Source organism: Novosphingobium umbonatum, assembly GCF_004005905.1.
Classification (GTDB): domain Bacteria; phylum Pseudomonadota; class Alphaproteobacteria; order Sphingomonadales; family Sphingomonadaceae; genus Novosphingobium; species Novosphingobium umbonatum.
Genome location: NZ_SACO01000010.1, coordinates 72190 through 96164, shown reverse-complemented (window position 1 = coordinate 96164; position 23975 = coordinate 72190). Strand labels below are relative to the sequence as shown.

The window sequence follows — 23975 nt, the reverse complement described above, 5'->3', positions numbered from 1 at the left end:
GGTGCTTGCCCCGCAGGGCAGCCCCCATTGCCCGCAGCCATGCCCGATCCTAAATACGCGCCAAATACCCCAAGGAAGACGAAAGTGGCACAGAACAACCCCTCTCTGGCGGACGATTCCCACCTGCCGTTCTGGAAGCGCTCGCATTATCTGGACCGCATGACGCTGGGCCAGTTGGTGAGCGCCTATTTCCAGCATTACACGATCATCGCCTATCTGGCGATTGCCGCGGCAAGTCTGGTGGTGGCCTTCCTCTATCCCGCAAGCCCCCTGCAAATGCTGGGCGCCTTTGCGGCGGCGGCCTTTGTCTATCCGCTGGTGTGGCACCTGCTCCACCAATATATCCTGCATGGGCAATGGCCGTACAAGATCAAGATCCTCGCCTCGACCTGGAAGCGTATCCATTACGACCACCATCAGGACCCCAACCATCTTGAAGTGCTGTTCGGCGCCTTGCACACCACCGTGCCCACGGTGGCGGCGGCGACCATTCCGGTGGGCTGGCTGATCGGCGGCATGGGCGGCGCGGCAATGGCCTTTGCCACCGGCATCCTGACCACCTGCTATTATGAATTCATGCATTGCATCCAGCATCTGGCCTTCAAGCCGAAGTGGAAATGGGTGCAGCACATGAAGCAGCGCCACAACGAGCATCACTATGTGGATGAGGACGGCAATTTCGGCATCACCAATTACTGGTGGGACCATATTCTGGGCACCTACTATGAAAAGAAGGATCGCCCGGGCCGCAGCCCCACTGTGTTCAACCTTGGCTATACCGAGGAAGTGGCCAAGAAATACCCTTGGGTGAAGGAATTGTCCGGCGGCATCGCCAGCGACCATCCCCGCCGCCGCGCTCTGGCCAATGCGGCCAAGATCAAGGCGGAGGCCGCCGCCCCCACCGAGGAACAGATTCTGGCCCATGCCGCCGAAGCGGTGGGTATGGACACCGAAGCCTGATCCTGACACACATTGCCCAAAGGCTCGCCACTTCCCACCGAAGCGGCGGGCCTTTGTGTTTAGGCGCTTGCCCCCCGCGCCATGCCGGTTAAAAAGCGGGCAATCTTTCGGAGTTTACCATTATGTCCGCTCTCACCATCTCGCCCGTCACAACCAAGGCCGAGCGCGCCCAATGGGTGGACTATGTCTATACCGCCAACAAGGGCGACCCCAATTTCGTGCCCCAATTGCGCGGCGAAGAGATCGAGAAGATCACCGCCGGCGGCAACCCGTTCCATGAACATGCCACTTGCGAATTCTTTCTGGCTCGGGCCGAAGGGCGCATTGTGGGCCGAATTGCCGCCATTATCGATCAACAGGCGCTGGGTCAGCCGGTGGAGCAGGGCATGGGGCCGGGCACCGGCAATTGGGGCGCGCTGGAGGCCGAGACTCAGGACATTGCCCATAGGCTGATCGCCACGGCCGAGGACTGGCTGCGCGCCAAGGGTATGCATCGCGTGCTGGCGCCGATGAACCTGTCGGTCTGGGAAGAGCCGGGGCTGTTGGTGAAGGGCCATGACCATCCCCCCACGGTGATGATGGGCCACCAGAACGCCAAGTTCCAGCCCTGGATCGAGGCAGCCGGTTACACCCATGCCAAATTGCTCAACACCTATGAGCTGGACATCACGCAGGAGTTCCCTCCGCTGATCCAGCGCATCGTCAAATCGGGCGAGAAAAACCCGCGCATCAAGATCCGCGGCGTGAACCTGAAGGAGTTTGACAAGGAAGCCGCGATCATCCTCGACATCCTCAACGATGCGTGGAGCGACAATTGGGGCTTTGTTCCCATCACCGACAGCGAAGTGGCCTATACGGGCAAGAAGCTGAAACCTCTGGTGAAATCCGATCTAGTCCAGATTGCCGAATATGATGGCGAACCCGTTGCCTTCATGATGACCCTGCCCGACATGAACGAAATTCTGGCCAAGGTCGGCCCCAAGCCCTCGCTGCTGGGCTGGGCGCGACTGGCGCTGTGGATCCTGCGGCCCAAGGTGCGCACCATGCGCGTGCCTTTGATGGGCGTGCGCAAAAGGCTGCAATCGAGCCGTATGGCCAGCCAGCTCGCCTTTATGATGATCGAATATATCCGCCGCAATTCGGTCACCCGCTATGGCGCCACGCGCGGTGAAATCGGTTGGATCCTTGACGACAATCAGGGCATGAATTCGATCGCCCGCGAAATCCATTCGCATGTGAACAAGGAATACCGGATCTACCAAAAGACCCTGTAAACCCCGAGTAACGCCCGCCAAGGGCGCAAGAAAAAGGCCCTTGCTCTGGGGGGAGCAAGGGCCTTCACGGGATCGCACCACTGCCGACATGTGGACGGGAGGGGGGGTCTATCGACAGCAGTGACTATAAAACGCACGAAAATGGCGCGGGTTCCCGCCGCGCCCATAAATTTCATGGTGGCGCAATAGCGATAAATCGCTAGATTACCTCCCTAGCTGCTGCGCGCTGGCGATGTGCCTGCCCAACGCGGACAGCCAGCTGTTGAGGGAAGGCAAAATGCCCCTTGGGACCAGGATTGCAGCGCATCTGCCCTATTTGCGCCGATACGCCCGCGCTTTAACGGGCGACCAGACGCGCGGGGACGGTTTGGTCCGCGCCACGCTGGAAGCTGCCCTGCAAGATCCTCTGCTCCAGCAACGACTGGAAGGGGGACGGGTTCCCCTCTTCCGTGCCTTTACGCAGATTTTTACCCGCGCCTTTGAACAGGGCGAGACCGGTAGCGAAAGTCTGATCCCCGCCGAATTGCGGCTGATCAGTCTGGCGCCCCTTCCGCGTCAGGCGCTGCTACTGACCAGTCTGGAAGAATTTGGCGCCGATAGCACCGCCGAAATTCTGGATGTATCGCCGCAACAGGTGCAGGCGCTGGTGGATGAGGCACTGGCCGATATTGCCCGCCAAAGCGCGACCAGCGTGCTGATCATCGAGGATGAACCGCTGATCGCCATGCAATTGGAAGCCATGGTGGAAGGCATGGGCCACCGCCTTTTCGGTATCGCCGCCACGCGCAGCAAGGCGCAGGAACTGGTCCGCGATGGCACGCCCGGTCTGGTGCTGGCCGATATTCAACTGGCCGATGGCTCCTCGGGGCTGGATGCGGTGGATGATCTGCTGGCCATTGCCGATGTGCCGGTCATTTTCATCACCGCCTATCCCGAACGCTTGCTGACCGGCAATCGCCCCGAACCGACCTGGCTGGTGGCCAAGCCTTTCCGTGAACAAGCGGTTCGCACCGCCATCGCGCAGGCCCTGTTCTTCCGCTCGCCGGTAACGGCCTAAAACTTCATTCCGATTTTGAACCGGACCAGCCCTTGCGCTTGGCTGGCTTTGGCGCGCGGATCATGAATTTGGCCGGAATGCGCAAAGGCAGCACCAGCGAGCAATGGACGCCCTTGGGCTCGAATTTCAACTCCACCGCCTCGCCCAATTCATAGGCGACGATCCGCTCGATCAATTCAGTGCCAAAACCGCGCGGACGTTCCGAAGGTACCTCTGGCCCGCCGCTCTCACGCCAATCGACACGCACCTTGCCCTCATCCTGCAAGGCCCAGACCACCGACACACGCCCGCCCTCCTGCGACAGAGCGCCATATTTGCTGGCATTGGTGGCCAATTCATGCACCGCCAGCCCCAGCGACAGCGCATCATTGGGCGCCAGTTCGACATCAGGCCCGTACATCGTCACCCCGCCGCCCTTCTGGGCGTAGGGCGCCAATTCCGCCTCCACAATCGCGCGCAAAGCGGTGGCCCCCCAATCATTGGCCATCAACAGATCATGCGTGGCCGACAGCGCCCGAATGCGCCCCTCCAGCCCTTGGACAAATTCGGGCAGGCTGGTCGCCCGCCGCGAGGTCAAGGCAATGATCGAAAGCACATTGGCCAAAGTATTCTTCACCCGATGGTTCAATTCCCGGCTCATCGTCCCGCGGATCGAGGCCTGTTCGCGCAGCCATGTCAAAGCCGCGCGGTCCTCCATCGCCTGACGCGCCACCATCCATGCCACCGCCCCCAACAGGCCTGACACCAATGTACCCATCGTCAGCGCAATCGCCCCCACACGCGACAGGCCGGTCACCTGCGGCGCGGCCACCACCAACAACATCGGGCGCGAAGCCACCTCGATCTTGGTGCGACTGGTGCTCACGACCTCGCCGCTGGGTCCGGCACGAGCCAACAAATGATCGGACTGTTCAGGCCCGTCATAGAGGCTGATGGCATAGCCATGCACCGGCTCCAGCTCCAAAGCCGATTCCAGAAAGGTCCGCGCATTGAATGGCGCGCTCAAAAATCCGCGAAGGGCCTGCGTGGCCGGATCGAACACCGGCATATAGATCAGGAATCCGGGCCAGATCGCCTGATCGCGATCCATCATCAACCTGATCCGCGTGGTGGCGGTTGGACGTTTTTCCTTCCACGCCCGCTCCATCGCTGCGCGGCGCACCGGTTCGGAAAAATAATTGAACCCCAAAGCCAGACGCCGACGCGGTGTGGGCGATCCCAGATAGGTGATGGGCGCGATCAATGGCTCTTCAGGGCGAGGCTTGGGATAGATGCGGTAACCCGTCATCCCCTCGGCATGACGTGCAGCTTCGAATGCGGGCACATCCTGATAGCGTAAAACCGGCGACCAACTGATGCTTTCCGAACCGCGATATTCCTGGTCATTGTTGAATTCTTCGCCCAGCTTGGTGAAGTCGGCCAGAGTGACCTGCTGTCGCTTTTCCATCAACAAGGCTGCCGCGCGCAAATAAGCCATATGGGTGGCCACACGCCGCTCCAACGCCGAAGCGACCACGGTCGTCACCGCCTTGACCTGTGTTTGCTGCCGATGCCGCTCGGCCTGTTCCAAGGCCGCCACAAACAGCAAGGTCATCAACATGGCTAAGGCAAAAACGCCAATGGGCACGCTGCGCGGCATGCGTTCGTACCATTTTTGCGTCTCGACCCTCTGCGCGACAATCCGGTCCATGCCTACTCCCGAAAGTCCAATGGCCCCGATGCCAAATCCACAGCACACTGCTCGCCCAATGTGATACAATGCTTTGCATAGGGAACAAACCGGCTTAAGCTTCGTTCCCTCAAGAACAGTGCAGCTTGTGGAAGATTGAACCTTCATTACGCGGATCGGACAGGTTAGCCGTGGGACATTCCAAGAATACCGAGCTTCCCGCATCTACCCCGCCCCCTGTCCAGCGGGGTGCTGTGCCGCCATCCAATGGGCCCTCCGATCCGGCCAACGCCGCAAACGGAGCGGATCAGGCGGATGACAGCCCGCCCTGGGCTGAACCTTTAAGGGCGATGTACCAACAGGTGGTCGAGGAACCTCTGCCCGATTTTCTGGCAGAGCTAATACAGAAGCTGGATCAGGAAGGGCAATGAGCAGCCCCCCCGACTTCAAGGGAGAATTGGTGGCCACTGCGCGCCATCTGCGCGCCTTTGCGCGCGGCCTTTGCGGGCGTGCGGATATGGCCGATGATCTGGTGCAGGAAACGCTGTTGCGGGCATGGAGCGCGCGGGAGCGCTTTACCGCGGGCACATCGATGCGGGCATGGACTTTCACCATCCTGCGCAACATCTGGCTGACGGAAATGCGCCGCAACCGCTTCCGCGGCGATTATGACCAGACACAGGCCGAAAGAACCTTGATCACCCCCGCCGGACAGGAAGGGCCGCTGCATCTGGCCGATCTGTCGCGCGCCTTGCTGGCCATGCCGGCTGAAAGGCGCGAGGCGCTGCTGCTAGTGGGTGCAGGCGGCTTTTCCTATGAGGAGGCCGCCGAAATCTGCGGCTGCGCGCTGGGCACGATCAAAAGCCGCGTGGCGCGCGGGCGCGCCCAATTGGCCAGCATGATCGAGGAGGGCAAGATCGGCAGCCGCGCGGGCGGCACGGATGCCAGCGCCACCCTTCTGGCCGAACTGGACCGGATCAGCCCGAACAAGCCCGATTAATCAGCGTCCACGGTCACCCTGTCCACACTGGCCGTCACCGCCACATCCATCGCCACATTCCCCCATGTTCGCATCAGATCGGGCAGCATTTCCACCGCCACCAACAAAGCCAAAGGCCCCACCGGCACGCCCATGGCAATCGCCACCGGCCCGATGGACAGCACAAAGCTGATCGCGCCGGGTAAGGAAGGCGTGCCCAATTCGGCCAACGCCGCCACCGCAATCCCCGCCAGCATCGCCGACAGGACCAAGGGCGTGCCGGTCAGATGGGCGACATAGATCACCACCGCCAGATTCATCGCCGGCCCCGTTGCGCGGAACAGAGCTACACACAGCGGCAGCGACAGTTCGGCACTGGCATTGCGCAGGCCCAATTGTTTGCAGGCCGACAGCATCGCAGGCAAAGTCGCTAGCGAGCTTTGCGTGGACAAAGCCATGGCCGACACTGGCCCCAAGGCCCGCAAATAGGCCCCCAGCGCCAGACGCCCCGCCACCACCGCCACCACCGGCGCAGCCAGCAGCACCAGCCCGCCCATGCCTGCCACCAGCGCGACATAATGCGCCAAGGCGCCAATCGCCGCCGTGCCGGTCTTGACCGCCAGCGTCAGCGCCAATGCGAAAACGCCAATCGGCGCCAGGGACAAAACCCAGCCAATCATCACCATCATCACGCCCGCCAGCGCTTCAAACAGGCCCAGCAGATGCGCGCGCGGTCCGGCAGGCAAACGCCCCATGGCCGCGGCAAAAATCGCAAAAAACACCACACAGGGGAGCATTTCCCCATGCGAGGCCGCCGTCACAATATTGGAAGGCAGGATCGACAGCACAAATTCGGCCAAAGGCGGCACCGGCCCCGCCCCTTGCGCGCTGCCCTGTGCCAAGGCCCCTGCCGCCGCGCCGGGGATCGGCCATAGTTCCAGCCAAAGCGGCATGACCACCACCGCCACCGCCCCGCTGGCCAGATAGACGCCAATGATCCACAAGACCGCCCGCCGCGCCATCCGCCCCGCCTTGGCCGCATGGGCGGTCTGCACAATGCCCAGCACCAGCAAAGCCACCACCAGCGGCAGAATGCACATTTGCAAGCCCTTGAGCCACAGCGCCCCCACTGGCTCCACCCATTGCAGGATCGCCCCCGAGACCGGCAGGCTGGCTATCGCCAAACCCACCGCCAGCCCCAGCCCCAGCGCCCCCAGAGTGGCCAGCGAACTGACCTTGATCTCCGGCAATTGCAGCGAGAGCGATTTTTCATCCTTTTGCACCGGCCTGCTGTCCCCTATGAAGCCTTGTTCGGGGGACATTAATCTCCCCGCGTCACAAAACAAACTCGCAAGATAACGCATCATGAGGGCAGGCATGGCACGCAAATATTTCGGCACCGACGGCATTCGCGGGCGCACCAACGCCGGTGTGATGACCGCCGAGATCGCCATGAAAGTGGGGCAGGCCGCCGGCACCCGCTTCCTGCGCGGCAAGCATCGCCACCGCGTGGTGATCGGCAAGGATACCCGCCTTTCGGGCTATATGCTGGAAAATGCCATGGTGGCCGGTTTTACCAGCGTGGGCATGGATGTGGTGCTGCTGGGCCCGATGCCGACGCCTGCGGTGGCGCTGCTCACGCGCGAATTGCGCGCCGACGTGGGCGTGATGATCTCGGCCAGCCACAACCGTTACGAGGATAATGGCATCAAGCTGTTCGGCCCCGATGGTTTCAAACTGTCGGACGAAGATGAATTGGCGATCGAGGCTATGCTGAGCGAGAGTCTGCCTCTGGCCGAAAGCCCGCTGATCGGCCGCGCCCGCCGCATCGAGGATGCTCGTGGCCGCTATATCCATGCGGTAAAGGGCTCCGTGCCGCAGGATGTCCGGCTCGACGGGCTGAAGATCGTGGTCGATTGCGCCAATGGCGCGGCCTATCAGGTGGCCCCCAGCGCAATCTGGGAATTGGGCGCAGAGGTGATCACCATTGGCGTCCAGCCCAATGGCAAGAATATCAACGAGAAATGCGGTTCGACCCATCTGGATCTGGTGAAAGAAACCGTGGTGGCCAGCGGCGCCGACATTGGCATCGCGCTGGATGGCGATGCGGATCGTTTGATCGTGGTCGATGAAATGGGCCAGACGGTCGATGGCGACCAGTTGATGGCGCTGATGGCGCAGCAACTGGCTGCGCGCGGGCAATTGCGCGGCGGCGGTGTGGTGGCCACGGTGATGTCCAATCTGGGGCTGGAACGCTATCTGGCGGGGCAGGGCCTCAGCCTCGAACGCACCAAGGTTGGCGACCGCTATGTGCTGGAGCGCATGAAGGAAGGCGGCTTCAATCTGGGCGGCGAACAATCGGGCCATATGATCCTGCTCGACCATGGCACGACCGGCGATGGCACAGTGGCCGCGCTGCAAGTGCTGGTGGCGCTGGTGCAATCGGGCAAGAAGGCCAGCGAATTGCTGCACCTGTTCGATCCCGTGCCGCAATTGCTGAAAAACGTCCGCTTCTCTGGCGGCAAGCCTTTGGAAAACACCAGCGTGCAGGCCGTGATCGCCGAGGCCGAGGCGCAATTGGCGGGCCGTGGCCGTCTGGTCATCCGCCCCAGCGGCACCGAACCGGTTATCCGCGTCATGGCCGAGGGCGACGATGCCGCCGAAGTGGAAGCGGTGGTGGACCGGATCTGCGCGGCGGTGATGGAGGCGGTGTAAAGCCACCACAGGTTCTGGCGCTCGGCAAGCTTCCGTAAAGTGACCCCCTCGGAAATGCCGTAGCGCCTGAACCACTTGCCCAAAGGGCAGGGTGTCAAGACTTCGGCAAATGTCCGTGGGTGGAGGCTCCGGACCGGCCGCAGGTCTTGAAAACAGGGCAGGATATTCGGCAAAAGACCGTAAGGTTTTGCAACCATCGGCCAAGCCGCAAGATCTGTTGTGGTAACGCAGGAACTGTACATTTTGTTCCTGATGTTTGAAAAATAACCGCTACTTCTTGCTTCTTTGCTCAAACAATTGAACTAATGCAATTTAACCATAGGCCTAGGACGAGACCCATGCTGGAAATGCGCCCCGATTGCGAAAAATGCGGCTGCGATCTGCCCGCAGAGGCGCCCGGCGCCTTCATCTGTTCGTTTGAATGCACCTTTTGCGCGGAATGCGCCGATGTTCTGGACGAGCTATGCCCCAATTGCGGCGGCGAGCTGATGGACCGCCCCACCCGCGCAAAAAAGCACCACGCCAAGAACCCGCCCAGCACGCAAAGGCATTTCAAGGGATGAAACAGCCGGCACGCATTCTCACCATAGCCGGTTCCGATTGCAGCGGCGGTGCGGGGCTACAGGCGGATTTGAAAGCCATCACCCTGCTGGGCGGCTATGGCATGAGCGCGATCACCGCGATCACCGCACAGAACACTTGCGGCGTCTATGCGGTGGAGGTGCTCTCGCCCGAGATGGTGGCGGCGCAGATCGACGCCTGCGTGGGCGATATTGGCGTCGATGCGGTGAAAATCGGCATGCTGGGCAGCGCTGCAATCGCGCATATGGTGGCGGACAGGCTGGAAAAGCTGGACGTGCCGGTGGTGTTTGATCCGGTGATGGTGGCCACCAGTGGCGGCGTGCTGGCCGATGCGGACACGATCGCGGCCTTTGGCCGGTTGATGGCGCTGGCCACGCTGACCACGCCGAACTTGCCCGAACTGGCGGCCCTGGGCGGCGAGGCGGCGGTGCGGCTCAAGGCCAAGGCTTTGTTGGTGAAGGGCGGCCATGGCGACCAACCGGTGATCGAGGACAGGCTGATCGGTGGCGACACCGAGCAAGTTTTCACCAGCGCCCGCATCGACACGCGCCACACCCATGGCACCGGCTGCACCTTGGCCAGCGCGATTGCTTGCGGTCTGGGCCAAGGGATGGACCTGCCCGCCGCGGTCAAGCGGGGGAGCGATTTCGTCCATGCCGGATTGCTGGCCGCGCCCGGTTTTGGCGCGGGGCATGGGCCGATGGGGATCTACGCGGGGGCTTGACGCCCAAGGGCGATGGGGCACAACCAGCGCATGGATAAACAACACAAATTGCCGCCCGCCGCCTATCAAGGCCCTGACCGGCTCGACCGCGTGCTGGGAGTGCTGACGCTGGTGCTGCTGGCCGGCGGATTACTGGCGGTTGCGCGGGGCATGCCGCAATGGGCGATGGTGCGCTGGACGGTTTGGCTGCATCTGGCCCCTGCCTTGCTGGCCTTGGCGCTGACACCTGCCTTGCTGTGGCGGCGTCGGGGCGATGCAAGGCACCGCCTGTTGGGCAAGATCTGGGTGGCAACCATGGCGCTGACCGCAGGCTCCAGCCTGTTGGTGCAGGAAATCCGGCCGGGCCATTATTCCCCGATCCACCTGCTGTCGATCTTCACGCTGGCCAACCTGCCCGTGGTGGTCATCTCGGCCAGACGCGGCAATCTGGTCCGCCATCGCCAGACCTTGCGCGGCATCATCATCGGCGGTCTGGTGATTGCAGGCGGCTTCACTTTCGCGTTCCACCGCCTGCTGGCGCAATGGTTGGACTTGGGGTTGGGGATAGGCTGATCAGCCCTCCAAGGGCGGACAATCAATGCCGTAAAAGCCGGTGATTTTCTTCCACGCATCCTCAGCATGTTCGACAAAGGTGAACAGGTCGAGATCGGCGCGGTTGATCACGCCCTCTTCCACCAAGGCTTCGAAATTGACCACGCGGTTCCAGAAATCCTTGCCGAACAGCAGGATGGGGATCGGCTTCATCTTGCCAGTCTGGATCAGCGTCAGCAGCTCGAAAAATTCGTCAAACGTGCCGAACCCGCCGGGGAACACTGCCACTGCACGGGCGCGCAGCAGGAAATGCATCTTGCGCAGCGCGAAATAGTGGAACTGGAACGCCAGACGCGGGGTGACATAGGGGTTGGGCGCCTGTTCATGCGGCAACACGATGTTGAGGCCGATGGTTTCGGCATGAACCTCTGCCGCGCCGCGATTGGCCGCTTCCATGATCGAGGGGCCACCACCCGAACAGATCACGAATTGGCGCATCCCCTTTTCGACAATCGCGCATTGGCTGGCGATACGGGCCAGTTTGCGCGCCTCGTCATAATATTTGGCATTGGCGGCCAGACGCTGGGCAATCGCCTTTTCCTCCGGCGTTTGGGCTGCGGCCAGCTTGGCCTCCACCTGTTCGGGCGCAGGGATACGCGCCGAACCATAGCACACCAGCATCGAGCCGATGCCCGCCTCTTCCATCAACATTTCGGTTTTCAGCAATTCCAGCTGAAACCGCACCGGCCGCAATTCCTCGCGCAGCAGGAATTCGGTGTCGTGAAAGGCCAGCTTATAGCTGGGGCTGATGGTCTGCGCGGTGTGCGAAGTGTGCTTTTCAACAAAACCGGCTTCCTGCTCGGCCTTGTAAAAGCGGCGGGACAGTTTCTTTTCTTCTTCGGTCATAGCCTGCTTTCAACTCATCCAATTGCACAGGTTAGCGCAAAAGGATGAATCGGCAATGACTGAAATTTGGGGCTGAATTTAGCCGAGCATATCGAGCAAGGCTGGCGAAAGCTTTTCGGCAAAGCCCTGATCGGAAGGGATGATCCAGCGCACGGCCAGCCCTTGCGCTTGCGCCAAAGCCATACCCTGCTCCGGCCCCAGCACGCTCAGCGCGCTCGCCCAGCCATCGGCCCACATGGCGCTTTCATGCAGCACGCTGCATCCCGCCACATGTTCCGCCGGCATCCCATCACGCGGGTCCAGAGTATGCCAGCCCCGCACCCAGATGCCCGATGTGGCCACGGCCAGCCCATGCATGCCGATACGCAAGGGCGGCAGATCAGCACCCGGCGGATTTTCCAGATCGACCCACCATGGACGACCATCGGGCGCAACGCCCCTGCCCCGCCATTCGCCGCCCACTTCCACCAGATGATGGGCAAAGCCCTGCGCGGTCAAAGCATCGCTGACCGCATCCACGCCAAAGCCTTTGGCGATGCCCGACAGGTCCAGCGCCACGCCGCCCGCCTGTTGCAAGCGCCGCGCCGCCGCATCCCATGCCAGAGCGCGCCAATCGCAAAAGGGCAGCAGCGCAGCCACTTCTGCGGCATCGGGCGCTTTTTCCACCGGCCCTGTCGGCCCATGGCCCCAGCGATTGACCAGATGGCCCATGGCGGGGCTGAACGCGCCACCACTCGCCCCGGCTATGGCAAAGGCCGCCTGCATCACATCGGCAAAATCGCGGGACAAAACCTGCCATGTGCCCGCCTGTGCGCGGTTGAACCGGCCCAGTTCGCTATCAGCCTGCCAATGGCTCATCGACGCCACCACCTGCGCCAAACGGCCCTGCACCAGCGCCAGCAAAGGGCCGCTGGCCGCCAGCGGGGCCGCCACCAGCACGCGCCAAGTCGTGCCCATGGTCTGCCCCGCCAATGTTATAACCGGCAACGTTACCACCGGCAGGCCCGCCACCCGATGCGCCATCGCAGCCTCATCCACCCCAAGGGGCAGGGCCACACGCATGCGTAACGGGCCTTGCTGCATTACAGCGCCTGCACCTCGACCGTGGCGGTATAGCTCATCCGACGGTCGGTGGCGCGCTTGTCGCTGGGGTTCTTGTCGCTGGCGCTGGTGGTGAACCAATACATGCCCGCGCCCTTCCAGTTGATGGTGGCCACGCCTTGCGCATCGGTGGTGGCGGTAAAGCCGTCCTCGGCATCACGGTAACGCTTGCCACCGGGGATGATCTCCAGCTTCAGCCCCGCCGCAGGCTTGCCATCGATCAGGAAGCGGAACTTGGCAGGCTGGCCCGCCACCAGATCGTCGGGATGGGTGACAGGCACGAATTCCAGCCCCTTGCCGGTGGGGGTGAACAGGTTGGTGGTCGGTTTGCCACGGGTGACAAAGATGTCGTTGCGGCTGATGCTTTCGGTCAGCTTGATGTCGGTGGCATTGGCAGGGATCGCATCGATCGAGACGGTTTCCATCGCCGGTCCACCATTAGGCCCGCCATTGGGACCTCCGAAACCACCGGCAGGCGGCTGGCCTTCGGGGCGGCCTTCACCACGCGGCGGCATACCGGCAGGCGCGCCACCGGCCGGACCACCATTGGGCCCGAATGCACCAGCGGGCGGACCAGGGCGGCGACCCACGCGCTTTTCCACGCCATCCACCTTGAAGCTGCCCATGATATTGCTGCTGGCCGTGCCAATGCGCCACGTGCCTTCCTGCGTCAGATGCACGTCAAAGGTCGAACGGTGGCGTCCGGTGATGCCATGCTCCAGCTTGCCCTCGCTGCCATCGGGCTGGGTCACCTTCACCTGCGCCAATTGCAGCGGGAAATGGTCGGGATAGAACAGATCGTTCGACACAGCCGCATCGACATCCACCCATGGGTCATCGCCCGACAGGGTGGTGGCGGTGGGCAGCAACCACTGGCGATGGGCCGAGGCGGTTTGCGGCAAGGCAAGGACAGCCGCCGTGGCCATCAGGCCAAGAGCAATTTTACGCATGGGACAAACTCCTTGAGGGGGGAGAGATCAGGGGAACTTGTGTTCAGGGCCATGGGGATCAGGCCAATGGGGTTCAGGGAAGCGTGACGCTGACCGCGCCCAGCTCGCCCTTGCCTTGGGCCGCGCCGCCCTTGGCGCCCTTGGGCGCGATGGTCACCGGCACGGAAACCAGTTCGCGGCCGCCGGTTTCGCGGGCTGCTTCCACCTTCAACACATAGGCGCCAGCCTTCAGATCCTTGGGCAAGGGGATCACATATTTGCCCGGCGCGCGGGTCGGGCCGCTCAGGCCTACAGGGATAGTCGCCATATTGCGCCCTTCCTCGCGCCACCAAGCGCGCAGGTCCGACAGCCATTTGGTGCCCGGTTCGCCGCGATGCTTGGCATCATACCACACGTCGAGCGTGCGGGTCTGGCTGCCATCGGCGGCGGCAATCCAGATGGCGACATAGGGGCGGTGATATTCGGCCACCGACAGGCGCGGCACTTCCACCGAGATGGAACCGGCCATGGCGGGACTGGTCAAAGTGGTCGCGCCCAGCAAGGCGGTGCCCCAGCGGGCTTGGTTCGGGGTGATGATCATGGAGCATTACACCTTTTACGGAACAAAGAAATGGAGCAGCAGCACAGGCACCACCAGCCCCGCCGCGACGATCGGCCATGTGCTGGGGCGATGCTTGGCATGGACTTGCAGCAACAGCAGGCCGGTCAGCGTGAAGATCACGCAGGCGGCGGCGAATATATCGAGGAACCACACCCAGATCCCGCCCGCATGGCGGCCTTTGTGCAGGTCATTGGCCAAGGATACCGCCCCGCGCGAGGTGGTTTCAGACGTGACCGCGCCATCGGCCCTTTGCACCCGCACCCAGCCATCGCCACCGGGGCGCGGCAGATCGATGTTCACTTCCTCCGGCGTCCATTCCGCCGATGCGCCTTGCAGCGCCTGACCCGAAATGCGCGCCAATTCCTGCGCCACGGGGGCGGGCACGGGCGCATCGCCCTCGTCCGGCCCTTTCAACTGGGCCAGCAAGGCAGGGCTGAGTCGCCCCTCGCGGCTTTCCACCTTGGGCTGGGCGCTGACCAGATCGGCATGATTGAGCGTGATGCCGGTGATGGCAAAAAACAGCATGCCCACCAGCGACAGGGCGGCGCTGATCCAGTGCCATTGGTGCAATTGGCGCATCCAGAACTGGCGGGCCTTTTTGCGCTTGGGGTCCTTGGGAGCTTTCATTGACTCGCTATTAAGAGTGATTATCAATAGCCGAGCCATGACATGCAGCGCCCCAAGGGTCAAGCGCCGCAACCGATAAGATTTGTCGCAGAACTGATACGTCTGTCGCTTGCGCGTTAAAATCAGTCCCCGCCGACGCCGGTTCCTTCACCGGTCATTTCCGCCCCCGCATCATGGGCAAAGCGCCAATTGGGGAAAATCGCCAGAAACGACACGCCCGCCACAATCCAGAAGGCCAGCGCAAAATCGGGCAGGTCAGGCCGCTCCACCCCGCGCCACAGCATGGAAAGCTGCAGGCTGGTCGCGGCAAAACACACGCCCAGCGACAGAGTCACCTGCTGGAAGGTGGTGTAGAAACTGGTCGCCTTGCTCATGTCATCATGGGCGATGCCTTCATAGGCAATGGTGTTATAGGCGGTGAAGGAAAAGCTTAGGAAAAAGCCCGCCGCCACCAGAACCAACAGGATCGCCCAATGCGGCCATGCGGGGGTGAAAAAGCCGCAAGCACCATAAGTCAGCGTGCCCAGCAAGCCCATCACAATCAAACCACGCCGATAACCCAGACGGCGCAGCACCCGCCCTGCCAGCCCTTTCATCGCCACGCTGCCCAAGGCGGTGGCAAGGGTAATCGTGCCAGTCTTGGCCGCCGAATAGCCAAAGCCATATTGCAGCATCAAGGACAGGAGGAAGGGCTGCGCGCCCTGAATCAGCCGCGTCAACGAACCGGCAATCCATGACAGGCGAAAGGTCTGCACCCGCAGCAGGGTGAAATCCAGCAAGGGCGCGGGATGGTTTCGCGCATGGATGAAATAGATCATCCCCAGCGCCATACCCGCCGCCAGAGGCGTAACAGCGGCCCTCAAGGCATGCACCGGCCCCGCCAGTTCGGCCCCGACCATCAGCCCCGCCAAGGCGCCGCCTGCCAGCATAAAGCCCAGCCAGTCAAAGCGCGGCACATCATCGGAACGCACATCGGGAATATGGCGCAGCACGAACCACAAAGCGATGATGCCGGTGGGCACATTGATCCAGAAAATCATCCGCCAATGCGCCAAAGCGACGATAAAGCCCCCCAAAGGCGGCCCCAGAATCGTGCCCAGCAGCCCCGGCATCATCATCCAGCTGGCGGCATTGACCAGATCTTTCTTGGGCACCACCCGCAGCATCACCAGACGCCCGACCGGCAGCATCATCGCCCCGCCGATCCCTTGCGCAAATCGGGCCAAGGCCATCCAGTCCAACGCAGGCGCCAGAGCGCAGGCCAGCGACCCCGCCACAAACAGGCCAATCGCGCTGGCAAACACTTTTCGCGCGCCATAGCGGTCGGCCATATAGCCCGAGACAGGAATGAACACCGCCAAGGCCAGCAGATAGGCCGTTACCGCCACCGACACCGCTGGCGGGCGCACCCCGAAATCGCGCGCCAGCGTTGGCAGCGCGGTTGCCAACACCGTGGCATCCAGCGTTTCCATAAACAGCGCCGAAGCAATGATCAGGCAGATCAGGCGATAGCCGGAAGTTTCCGAGGGGAGCGGGGGACTCGACATTGCCCCTTCCCTTAGGCCCCTTGTTGCACTGCGACAAGATGCAGGCCAAGAAGCTGTCCGACAGGGAATAAAGGAGTTTTACCATGGATCTGGGCATCAAGGGGCGCAAGGCGATTGTCTGTGCTTCCTCCAAGGGGCTGGGACTGGCCTGCGCCACCTCGCTGGCGCGCGAGGGCGCGCAAGTATGGATCAACGGGCGCGATGCAGGCCGGTTGGAAGAGGCCGCCGCAGGCATTCTGGCCGCCACAGGCGCGACGGTGCATTATGTGGTGGGCGACATGGGCACCGCGGATGGCCGCGCGGCGGTATTGGCGGCCTGCCCCGATCCCGATATTCTGGTCAACAACAACCACGGTCCGCGCGCAGGCCGGTTGGAGGAAGTCAGCGAGGAAGATTGGGCCAGCGCCGTGGCGGGCAATATGCTGTCCCCGATTGCCATGATGCGCGCGGTGATCGGCGGCATGCGCGAAAGGCGTTTTGGGCGGATTGTGAACATCACCTCGGCGCAGGTCAAAACGCCTGCGGTGGATATGGGCCTGTCGGTTTCGGCCCGCGCCGGTCTGATGGCTATGGCCAAGGTGGCGCAGTTTGACAGCGTGCGCGACAATGTGACGATCAACAACCTGCTGCCCGGACCGTTTGATACCGACCGTCTGGCCAGTCTGGCCCAGCGCTATGTGGCGCAGGATGGCATCACACTGGAGGAAGCCTATGCCCGCATCGGCGCGCGCGGACCGGCAGGGCGCATTGGCCAACCGGCCGAATTTGGCGATGCCTGTGCTTTCCTCTGTTCGGCGCAGGCGGGCTTTATTTCCGGCCAGCATCTGGCGCTGGATGGCGGGGCCTATCCCGGCCTGTTTTAATTTAACGCAGGGCGGCCTTCAATCCGGGCGGCGTTACCAACAGGGCCAGCGCCGCCCCGAACACCAGCTTGGCCGTCAGCGCCGCCGTATAGGGCAGGCTCTGCACGCCCAGCAGAGTGACCACCAGCGCCGAACCGCCCACGCCCAGAGCGACGCTGCCCAGCGCGACCAGAACAGCGCGCGGCACCAGACCCTTGGGCAAACGGCTTGCCCCTGCCCAAGCCGCCACCTTCCCCGCGCGCCGCGCCTTGCCCGCCAAAGCGCCGGGCACCAGGGTGGCCATCAACCCGATCATGAAGGACTGCGGCCCGAAATCGAAGACATAGGCCCCCATGCCCCACACCGGCACATCCCCGCCACGGCCAAACACGCCCAGAAAGAAGGCGTAGCTCAGCACCGTGTTGATCACCATGCTGACCAAAGTTTCGCGGCGGATATAGGCGGCAGTGTTGAGCACGGGGGAACCTTCTGATTACAGCGAATTGGCCTGCGCGATACGACCAAGAACCGCAGCGCTGGGCTTGGCTGTACGCGCAAAAGTGACCGGATCAAAGCTGGCAAGACCGAAACGGGGCTTGAAGCCGAAAATCCATTCGAAATTGTCCACCAGCGACCAGTGGCAATAGCCGATCACCGGCACGCCATCATCCACCGCCTGCTTCAGATCATGCAAAGCTTCCGGGATGAAACGGGCGCGGATCGTGTCATCATCGGTGCCAACGCCATGTTCGGACACCAGAATGGGCACATGCGTTTCCTGATAGGCATAGCGCACGGTCGCTGCCAGCGAGGGCGCATAGACTTCCGTGCCCGACCAGTTGACGATGGCACCGGCAGGCGCGGGCAGCTTGCCCTTGTCGCCCCACAGGGCGCGCTCGTAATTCTGCACGCCCATGAAATCATCACCCTTGGCCAGTTCCAGCCAGCGGCCATAGAATTCGGCGCGCATCTTGTCGCGGATCGACCCTTTGCCCACCGCCTGATCATCAATCATCGAGAGCGAGAGCCCCACCGGCAACTTGGGCGCCACCGCCTTGATCGCGGCGCGGCCAGCCTTATGGGCCACGGCAATGCCATCCTGCAAAGGCGCGATATCGTCATAGCCCGCCACATTGGCCGCCACGAAACGCTTGACGCCCAAACGTTTGGAGGCGGTGTCCAGCGTCACTTTCTGCATTTCCCAAACCGGCGGGGGCAGGATCGGCTTGATGATCGACAGGATGTTCGGCTCGTTGAAGGTAATCGCATAGCCGATGCGGTCACCAAACGCCTTGGTCACTTTCGTGCAATAGCGAGCGAAGAGTTCCGCGCTTTCCGGATTGGTCCAGCCACCCTGGGCCGAGAACCACAGAGGCGCGGTGAAATGGCTATAGGTAACAATCGGGGTCAAGCCACGGGCGCGGCAACCATCAACAATCCGCCCGTAATGGTCGAGCATCGCCTGCGAAAACTGCCCCTTTTCCGGCTCGATCCGCGCCCATTCCACGCCAAAGCGATAGGTGTTGAGACCGATCTTTTTCGCCAGATCCAGATCCTGTTCCCACAGCAGGAAACTGTTGGCAGCATCGCCCGAAGGCGCCGCAAAGATGGTGGGCGTCTGATGCTCCAGAAACCACAGGTCGGAGGTGGTGTTATTGCCCTCCACCTGATGACCGGCGGTGGATGCGCCCCACAGAAAACCCTTGGGGAAGGCAGGGTTGAACGGCTTGGCTGCGGATTTGGCGGCAAAAGCAGGGGTGGCGGCCAAAGCGGCGGCGCCAGCCAGCAGGCTACGACGGTCGATCACAGAATATCTCCCATAAAGGCGGCGATTTCATCGGCCAAACGCTGATCGCTTGTGCCCAGATGCATCGCCAGCGTGTAATGATTATGCCCCGGCACGATGATCGAGCGCGGCATGGTGCCATGGCGGGCCAGTCGGTCCTGCATCAGCCCCAGAAATTCAGCCTGAAACCGCGCCGGATCATGCTGCGAACAGGCGACCAACAAAGGCAGGCTGGTGGAGGCGACAGCTTCGCGCGGCGCCTTGTCGGCATAGGTGTCGGGCGCGCCGTAATAGCGCTCGTCCTTGGCGTCGATCGGTTCATAGCCATAAAGGCCCGACAAAAGCACCGCCCCGCGCACCAGATCGCCATGATCGGCCCGCAGGCGCAGAAAGCCGGAGACATGCACCGCCCCCGCCGAGGTGCCCATCACCACAATGCGTTCCGGATCGCCGCCATGATCGGCCACATGGGCGCGCAGATAATCCAGCGCCGCGCCGACATCCTCGCTGCCCGCGGGCCAGAGATGATCGGGGGCCAGACGGTAATTCATCACCGCCCCGATCCAGCCCTGCGTTGCGGCCCAGCGACCAACCGCGGCATTGGCCCAACCGGTATCACCCTTGTCCCCCAGCACGAAACCGCCGCCATGCACAAACAGCAGCACCGGCTTGAGGCCATTTTCCACCGCACCATAAAGGTCCAGCCGGTGCCTTTCATGCGGGCCATAGGCCAGATCGCGCGCCGCCAAGGGCACTTGGGCCACCAGCGCCTGCTGCTCGGCTTCATACAAGGCGCGGCATTGTTCCAGCACCACTGGCCCCAGCCCCTGCCCCATGGCGGCAATGGCGTGGCGCGTGGTGGTCTGCTTGTCGGTCATGGCAGTGGCCCTTGTTACAATAGGAAAAGGCGGCGCAAGCCTGTGACCTGCGCCGCCTCTTGTCAGCGGATTTAGAAGCTCATCGTGGCGCTGACGCCCACCGTACGACGACCTTCACGCGTCAGCCAGTTCACCGTGGCACCGGCATCGGCAAAGGGCATGCCGATCACCGAAGCGACAAAGCGCTTGTCCAGCAGGTTGCGGGCGAAGACACCCACGCGCCACTTGCCCTCGGCATCGCCCACGCCGGTGTTCAGACCGATCGTGTAATAGCCCGGCTGCGACGACACCGCGCTGGCCACGTCATACTGCACGCGGCTGCGATAGTAGAAATTGGCCGACCAGTCGAAGTTCAGGCGATCGTTGATCGGCACCTTTACGTCAGCACCAAAGGTGGCGCTGACCTTGGGCGCGCCCGACAGGGGTTCGCCAGCGGCCTGCACCAGGCTGGTGCCATTCTTGGTGTAGCAAGTATAGGCGGCCTTCACCACGGCAGGGCAGGCGGTTTCATAATCGGTGAACTTGGTCTCCGAATAGGTCATGCCGCCACGCAGCGAGAATTCGGGGCTGACACGCCAGTTGGCGTCAAACTCGAAACCATTGGCGTTAAAGCCACCGGCGTTCTGCGTGAGGAATTCGGTGCCGTTGAACACGCTGGTCTGCAGGTTCTTGTACTGGTCAAAGAACACACTGGCGTTGAAAGTCACCGCGCGGTTGAACAGCTGCGACTTGATACCCAGCGCGATGTCGCGCACCGTCTGGGGGTTCACGTCGGAACGCGTGCCGGTCAGACCCGAGAACGTGACCGTCGGGCCCAAGTAACCACGGGCAATGGTGCCAAACAGCATCACGTCGCGGTTGATCTTGTAATTGGCGCCAGCCTTGCCCGACCAGCCACCCTTGGACACCGAACCGGTGGACATGGGGCGGGCGGTGTAGGGCACGACAAAGCCGCCATCGACCACCGTGCCGGGCATATATTGTTCGTCCAGCGTGGTGACGCTGGAGGACTTCACCCAGTCATACTGATAGCGGAAACCGCCGATCAGCGCGAATTGCTCGGTCACGTGATATTTGCCATCGACAAAACCGGCCACCGAGTCCGACTTGGTCTGGGTGTTGGTCTTGCCCGCCGAAATATTGATCGTGGTGGTGGCAAAAGGCAGAGCGGGGCGCAGCTGGGCCGCGCTGTAGAAATTGGGGCTGCCCACCTTGCGCGACGAGGCATAGATACCGCCGATGAATTCCAGCTTGCTGCCCGAAGCCGAGCTCAGGCGCAGTTCTTCGCTGATGAAGCTCTGCGGCTTGGGCATTTCGCGGGCGGTGAAGATGGAATAGCTGGTGGCGTCAATCGCATAGGCCGCCGCGCCCTGCACGAAACCGCGATAGGCAGTGATCGAGGTCAGGTTGTAATTGCCCAGCTTCTTGTTGATTTCCAGCGAGCCGCCGTAATTCTGTTCCGAATTATAGCCTGCCGAATTTTCCACCGACTTGTCATTGGTCAGGCCCGGCGTCACGCCCAGCGAGGCCAGATTGGCAAAACGAGCCGTCGCCAAAGCACCGGCAGCGGTGCCATAGCTGTTGGGAAGCGAGTTGATCGTCCACAGCTGGCCGGGGCCACGGCCCACATTGCGCGAATAGTCGCCGATCAGATAGAAGCTCAGATCATCGCTGGGCTCGTAGAAATATTTCGCACGCACGCCCGAGTTGATCGTGCCGCCCCACTTTTCATGGCGCACCACATTGTTCACGAAGCCGTCATTGCTGCGATAATAGGCATAGACCGCCAGAGCCGAATTGGCGCTGACCGGAATATTGACCGAGGCATTGGTGTTGACTTCGTTCAACTCGCCATAGGAGGCGAAGACCTTGCCCGACAGCACGCCGAACTTGGGCTTGGCGGTGGTGATGTTGATCACGCCCGAAGAGGCGTTCTTGCCGAACTGCGTGCCCTGCGGACCTTTGAGCGCTTCGACGCGTTCCAGATCGCCAAGGCTGCCCACGGGGTTGCCGAAAGGAATGACCACGCCATCAACCACGGTGCCGACATTCTGTTCCGACGAGCTGGAATAGCCGCCCGCCGTACCCACGCCGCGCAGACGGAAGCCCGCGTCATTGGGCGAATTGCCGAATTGCACGCCCGAAACCTGATACTGGATATCGGTCAATTGCTGGAAACCGCCCGACTTGATCTGGGCAGCGCCAATGGCCGACACGGCGATGGGAACATCCTGCAGACGTTCGGCGCGGCGGCTTGCGGTCACCACGATATCGCCGGGGGCGGCAACCTGTTCCGGCGCATCGGCAGCCATGGCCTGCGGCGCGGCGAAAGTCAGCATCGCGCCCAGTGCGGCACCCGACAGCAAATGACGGGGAAGGATCTTGCTCATGATATTCTCCCTAACTTAAAGCCCGGGGGGGATACGTGCCCCAACCCGGTGCTTGTCTGGTTGGCCCATCGGGCCGGATGGTATTAATTATGCTTCGTCGATCACCGGATTGGACAGCTTGCCAATCACGCCCACCGATACTTCCACCACGTCACCGGCCTTCAGGTACAGCGGCGGCTTGCGCTTGTCGCCCACACCGCCCGGCGTGCCGGTGGCAATCACATCGCCGGGGTTCAGATCGGTGAAGGTCGAGCAATAGGCGATGACCGTGGGAATATCCCAGATCTGGTCGCTGATCGGCTGATCCTGCACCAACTCGCCATTCACGCGGGTCTGCACGCGCTGGCTGGCCAGATCGGCGACTTCATCCTTGGTCACCAGCGCGGGGCCGAAGGGGCCGGTGGCGGGCCAGGTCTTGCCAGGGGTGAACTGGATATTGTGGCGCTGCCAATCGCGGATCGAGCCATCATTGATGACCGAATAGCCAGCAACATGGTCCCATGCGTTTTCAGGCGCGATGCGGCGGCCCTTCTTGCCGATCACAATCGCCAGCTCGCCTTCATAGTCGAAACGCACGCTTTCGGGCGGGCGGACCATGGCATCGCCATCAGCGATCAGGCTGTCGGCATAGCGGGTGAAGATGGCGGGATGCTCTTTCTGCTCACGGCCCGTTTCGGCCACATGGGTGGCATAGTTGAGGCCCACGCACAGGATCTTGTCCGGATTGGGCACGAGCGGCAGCAGCTTAACGTCAGCCAAAGCCAGCGCCGGACCATCGGACAGGCCTTCCAGCACGCCAGCGGCCAGCGCGGCCTTCAGGTCCACCGGCGCGCCTTCGACGCCCAGATCATAAACGGTTTCGCCATCCAGACGGCCATAGGAGGCGCTGCCATCGGCGCGGGTGAAAGAGATGTAACGCATGGGGGATTATACTCCTGCAAACTGTTCGATCGGGGCCGGATCCCATTCGCGGCGGAAACGGAAGGCTTCTTCCGCAATGCGCAGACCCGCAAAATCCTTGTCGGACACGCCCCACTGGTCGATGCGCTTTTCCGGCCAGGTCCAGTCATCAGGCTCGCCCGCCTGATAATCATCGCCCACCTTTTCCACCGCGGTCGAATATTCGATCACCGGACCAAAGGGCGCGATGTAATAGGCATAGACATTGTCGCCCGGACCATGACGGCCCGGACCCCATGCGGGGGCAAAGCCATGGTCGCGCATGCAGCCAATGCCGCGCATCACGCTGTCCAGATCTTCCATTTCAAAGGCGATATGGTTGAGGCTGGAGAAACCGGCACGGGCAAAGGCGGTGGAATGATGCGCTTCATTGCAGCGGACAAAGACCATGCCCTTGGTGCGGTCCGACACGCGGAAGCCGAGGACTTCCTCGACCAAATCGCCGCTGGCTTCGGCATCAGCCGCGTTGAACACCACATGGGTCAACTTCACCGGCATCACGCGGCGCGAGGCTTTGCTATGGCCTTCGATGGGAGCGACTTCTTCGGCGCCCACAAGGAAACGCAGCAATTCGCCCTCGGCCAGTTCCACCACTAGACCTTCGCCGCCGCCCGGATCGCTCGACACGCAAGGCGCGGCATTCAGGCCACGCGCCAGCGCCGCCTTGGCCACTTGGGCCAGACGGTCGGGCGAGCAGACAAAGGTGGTGGAGCGCACGAAATTATCCGCGCTCTCGCTGAGCGAGACCAGATAGGGGAAGGTGCCGCTGCCGCGCAGGTAGAACGTGTCCCCCTGCTGGCCCGCATCGGCGCAACCCCAAATGTCGATCATCCAGCGATGCGCCTCGGCTGCCTTGGGCAGAGCCAGTTCGATGCTGCGCAGTTTCATCATCATCT

Annotated in this window: 24 protein-coding genes; 10 read left to right on the top strand and 14 right to left on the bottom strand. The window is 62.3% G+C overall.

Features of this window, described 5'->3' with window-relative positions; all coding sequences use genetic code 11:
* The first annotated feature begins 159 nt into the window (after positions 1-159).
* From EOE18_RS13065 to EOE18_RS13055, 3 genes are all read left to right on the top strand, one after another.
* Complete coding sequence (locus EOE18_RS13065; RefSeq protein ID WP_425464297.1) at positions 160-960, top strand: sterol desaturase family protein; 801 nt, start codon at positions 160-162, stop codon at positions 958-960.
* A 122-nt stretch (positions 961-1082) separates the two neighbouring features.
* Positions 1083-2234 carry an N-acetyltransferase gene (locus EOE18_RS13060; RefSeq protein ID WP_127710224.1) on the top strand — a complete coding sequence of 384 codons (1152 nt, stop codon included), beginning with the start codon at positions 1083-1085 and terminating at the stop codon, positions 2232-2234.
* A 277-nt stretch (positions 2235-2511) separates the two neighbouring features.
* Positions 2512-3291: a response regulator gene (locus EOE18_RS13055; protein ID WP_127710222.1), complete on the top strand. Its 780-nt coding sequence runs from the start codon at positions 2512-2514 to the stop codon at positions 3289-3291.
* 4 nt (positions 3292-3295) lie between these two features.
* On the opposite strand, the gene EOE18_RS13050 is transcribed toward EOE18_RS13055, so the two are convergent.
* Positions 3296-4981 (bottom strand): CHASE domain-containing protein, encoded by a 1686-nt coding sequence (locus EOE18_RS13050; RefSeq protein WP_164852750.1) that lies wholly within the window; start codon positions 4979-4981, stop codon positions 3296-3298.
* Positions 4982-5310: 329 nt separating this feature from the next.
* Between EOE18_RS13050 and EOE18_RS18830 the strand changes: the two genes are divergently transcribed.
* The gene (locus tag EOE18_RS18830; protein ID WP_246027446.1) at positions 5311-5391 is read left to right on the top strand and encodes a NepR family anti-sigma factor; all 81 of its coding nucleotides are present in this window, start codon (positions 5311-5313) and stop codon (positions 5389-5391) included.
* Positions 5388-5960: a sigma-70 family RNA polymerase sigma factor gene (locus EOE18_RS13045; protein ID WP_127710218.1), complete on the top strand. Its 573-nt coding sequence runs from the start codon at positions 5388-5390 to the stop codon at positions 5958-5960. Before EOE18_RS18830 ends, EOE18_RS13045 begins: the two co-directional genes overlap by 4 nt.
* Here EOE18_RS13045 and EOE18_RS13040 read toward each other — a convergent pair.
* Complete coding sequence (locus EOE18_RS13040) at positions 5957-7222, bottom strand: dicarboxylate/amino acid:cation symporter (protein ID WP_246027439.1); 1266 nt, start codon at positions 7220-7222, stop codon at positions 5957-5959. The two genes, EOE18_RS13045 and EOE18_RS13040, sit on opposite strands and share 4 nt — an antisense overlap.
* 94 nt (positions 7223-7316) lie before the next feature.
* On the opposite strand from EOE18_RS13040, the gene glmM reads away from it, so the two are divergent.
* The 4 genes from glmM (at position 7317) to EOE18_RS13020 (ending at position 10512) form a co-directional block, all read left to right on the top strand.
* Positions 7317-8654 (top strand): phosphoglucosamine mutase, encoded by a 1338-nt coding sequence (gene glmM / locus EOE18_RS13035; protein WP_127710214.1) that lies wholly within the window; start codon positions 7317-7319, stop codon positions 8652-8654.
* Between the two features lie 338 nt (positions 8655-8992).
* Positions 8993-9217 (top strand): DUF1272 domain-containing protein, encoded by a 225-nt coding sequence (locus EOE18_RS13030; protein WP_127710212.1) that lies wholly within the window; start codon positions 8993-8995, stop codon positions 9215-9217.
* A complete protein-coding gene (gene thiD, locus EOE18_RS13025) occupies positions 9214-9960 on the top strand; it encodes a bifunctional hydroxymethylpyrimidine kinase/phosphomethylpyrimidine kinase (protein WP_127710210.1) in 747 nt (248 codons plus the stop codon). Before EOE18_RS13030 ends, thiD begins: the two co-directional genes overlap by 4 nt.
* 30 nt (positions 9961-9990) lie before the next feature.
* Positions 9991-10512 (top strand): DUF2306 domain-containing protein, encoded by a 522-nt coding sequence (locus EOE18_RS13020; protein ID WP_127710208.1) that lies wholly within the window; start codon positions 9991-9993, stop codon positions 10510-10512.
* Here EOE18_RS13020 and EOE18_RS13015 read toward each other — a convergent pair whose 3' ends face one another.
* The 6 genes from EOE18_RS13015 to EOE18_RS12990 all read right to left on the bottom strand — a co-directional run bounded on the left by EOE18_RS13015 (position 10513) and on the right by EOE18_RS12990 (position 16223).
* On the bottom strand, positions 10513-11397 hold the full coding sequence (locus tag EOE18_RS13015) for an LOG family protein (protein ID WP_127710206.1): 885 nt from the start codon (positions 11395-11397) through the stop codon (positions 10513-10515).
* Positions 11398-11475: 78 nt separating this feature from the next.
* A complete protein-coding gene (locus EOE18_RS13010) occupies positions 11476-12459 on the bottom strand; it encodes an FAD:protein FMN transferase (RefSeq protein ID WP_246027438.1) in 984 nt (327 codons plus the stop codon).
* 20 nt (positions 12460-12479) lie between these two features.
* Positions 12480-13448: a DUF4198 domain-containing protein gene (locus tag EOE18_RS13005; RefSeq protein ID WP_127710202.1), complete on the bottom strand. Its 969-nt coding sequence runs from the start codon at positions 13446-13448 to the stop codon at positions 12480-12482.
* A 73-nt stretch (positions 13449-13521) separates the two neighbouring features.
* Entirely contained in the window at positions 13522-14028 is a 507-nt protein-coding gene (locus EOE18_RS13000; protein WP_127710200.1) for a DUF2271 domain-containing protein, read from the bottom strand.
* Between the two features lie 15 nt (positions 14029-14043).
* Entirely contained in the window at positions 14044-14676 is a 633-nt protein-coding gene (locus tag EOE18_RS12995; RefSeq protein WP_127710198.1) for a PepSY-associated TM helix domain-containing protein, read from the bottom strand.
* Between the two features lie 122 nt (positions 14677-14798).
* Entirely contained in the window at positions 14799-16223 is a 1425-nt protein-coding gene (locus EOE18_RS12990; protein WP_127710196.1) for an MFS transporter, read from the bottom strand.
* An 83-nt stretch (positions 16224-16306) separates the two neighbouring features.
* Between EOE18_RS12990 and EOE18_RS12985 the strand changes: the two genes are divergently transcribed.
* Positions 16307-17086, top strand: coding sequence for an SDR family oxidoreductase (locus tag EOE18_RS12985; RefSeq protein ID WP_127710194.1), 780 nt, complete (start codon positions 16307-16309; stop codon positions 17084-17086).
* Between the two features lies 1 nt (position 17087).
* Here EOE18_RS12985 and EOE18_RS12980 read toward each other — a convergent pair whose 3' ends face one another.
* The 6 genes from EOE18_RS12980 to EOE18_RS12955 all read right to left on the bottom strand — a co-directional run bounded on the left by EOE18_RS12980 (position 17088) and on the right by EOE18_RS12955 (position 23967).
* Entirely contained in the window at positions 17088-17543 is a 456-nt protein-coding gene (locus tag EOE18_RS12980; RefSeq protein ID WP_246027437.1) for a hypothetical protein, read from the bottom strand.
* Positions 17544-17558: 15 nt separating this feature from the next.
* Positions 17559-18872: a glycoside hydrolase family 1 protein gene (locus EOE18_RS12975; RefSeq protein WP_127710192.1), complete on the bottom strand. Its 1314-nt coding sequence runs from the start codon at positions 18870-18872 to the stop codon at positions 17559-17561.
* Positions 18869-19729, bottom strand: coding sequence for an alpha/beta hydrolase (locus EOE18_RS12970; RefSeq protein ID WP_127710190.1), 861 nt, complete (start codon positions 19727-19729; stop codon positions 18869-18871). Before EOE18_RS12970 ends, EOE18_RS12975 begins: the two co-directional genes overlap by 4 nt.
* A gap of 71 nt (positions 19730-19800) precedes the next feature.
* A complete protein-coding gene (locus EOE18_RS12965; protein ID WP_246027436.1) occupies positions 19801-22119 on the bottom strand; it encodes a TonB-dependent receptor in 2319 nt (772 codons plus the stop codon).
* Positions 22120-22206: 87 nt separating this feature from the next.
* Positions 22207-23040 (bottom strand): fumarylacetoacetate hydrolase family protein, encoded by an 834-nt coding sequence (locus EOE18_RS12960; RefSeq protein ID WP_127710188.1) that lies wholly within the window; start codon positions 23038-23040, stop codon positions 22207-22209.
* A 6-nt stretch (positions 23041-23046) separates the two neighbouring features.
* Positions 23047-23967, bottom strand: coding sequence for a VOC family protein (locus EOE18_RS12955; RefSeq protein ID WP_127710314.1), 921 nt, complete (start codon positions 23965-23967; stop codon positions 23047-23049).
* Positions 23968-23975 lie beyond the last annotated feature (8 nt).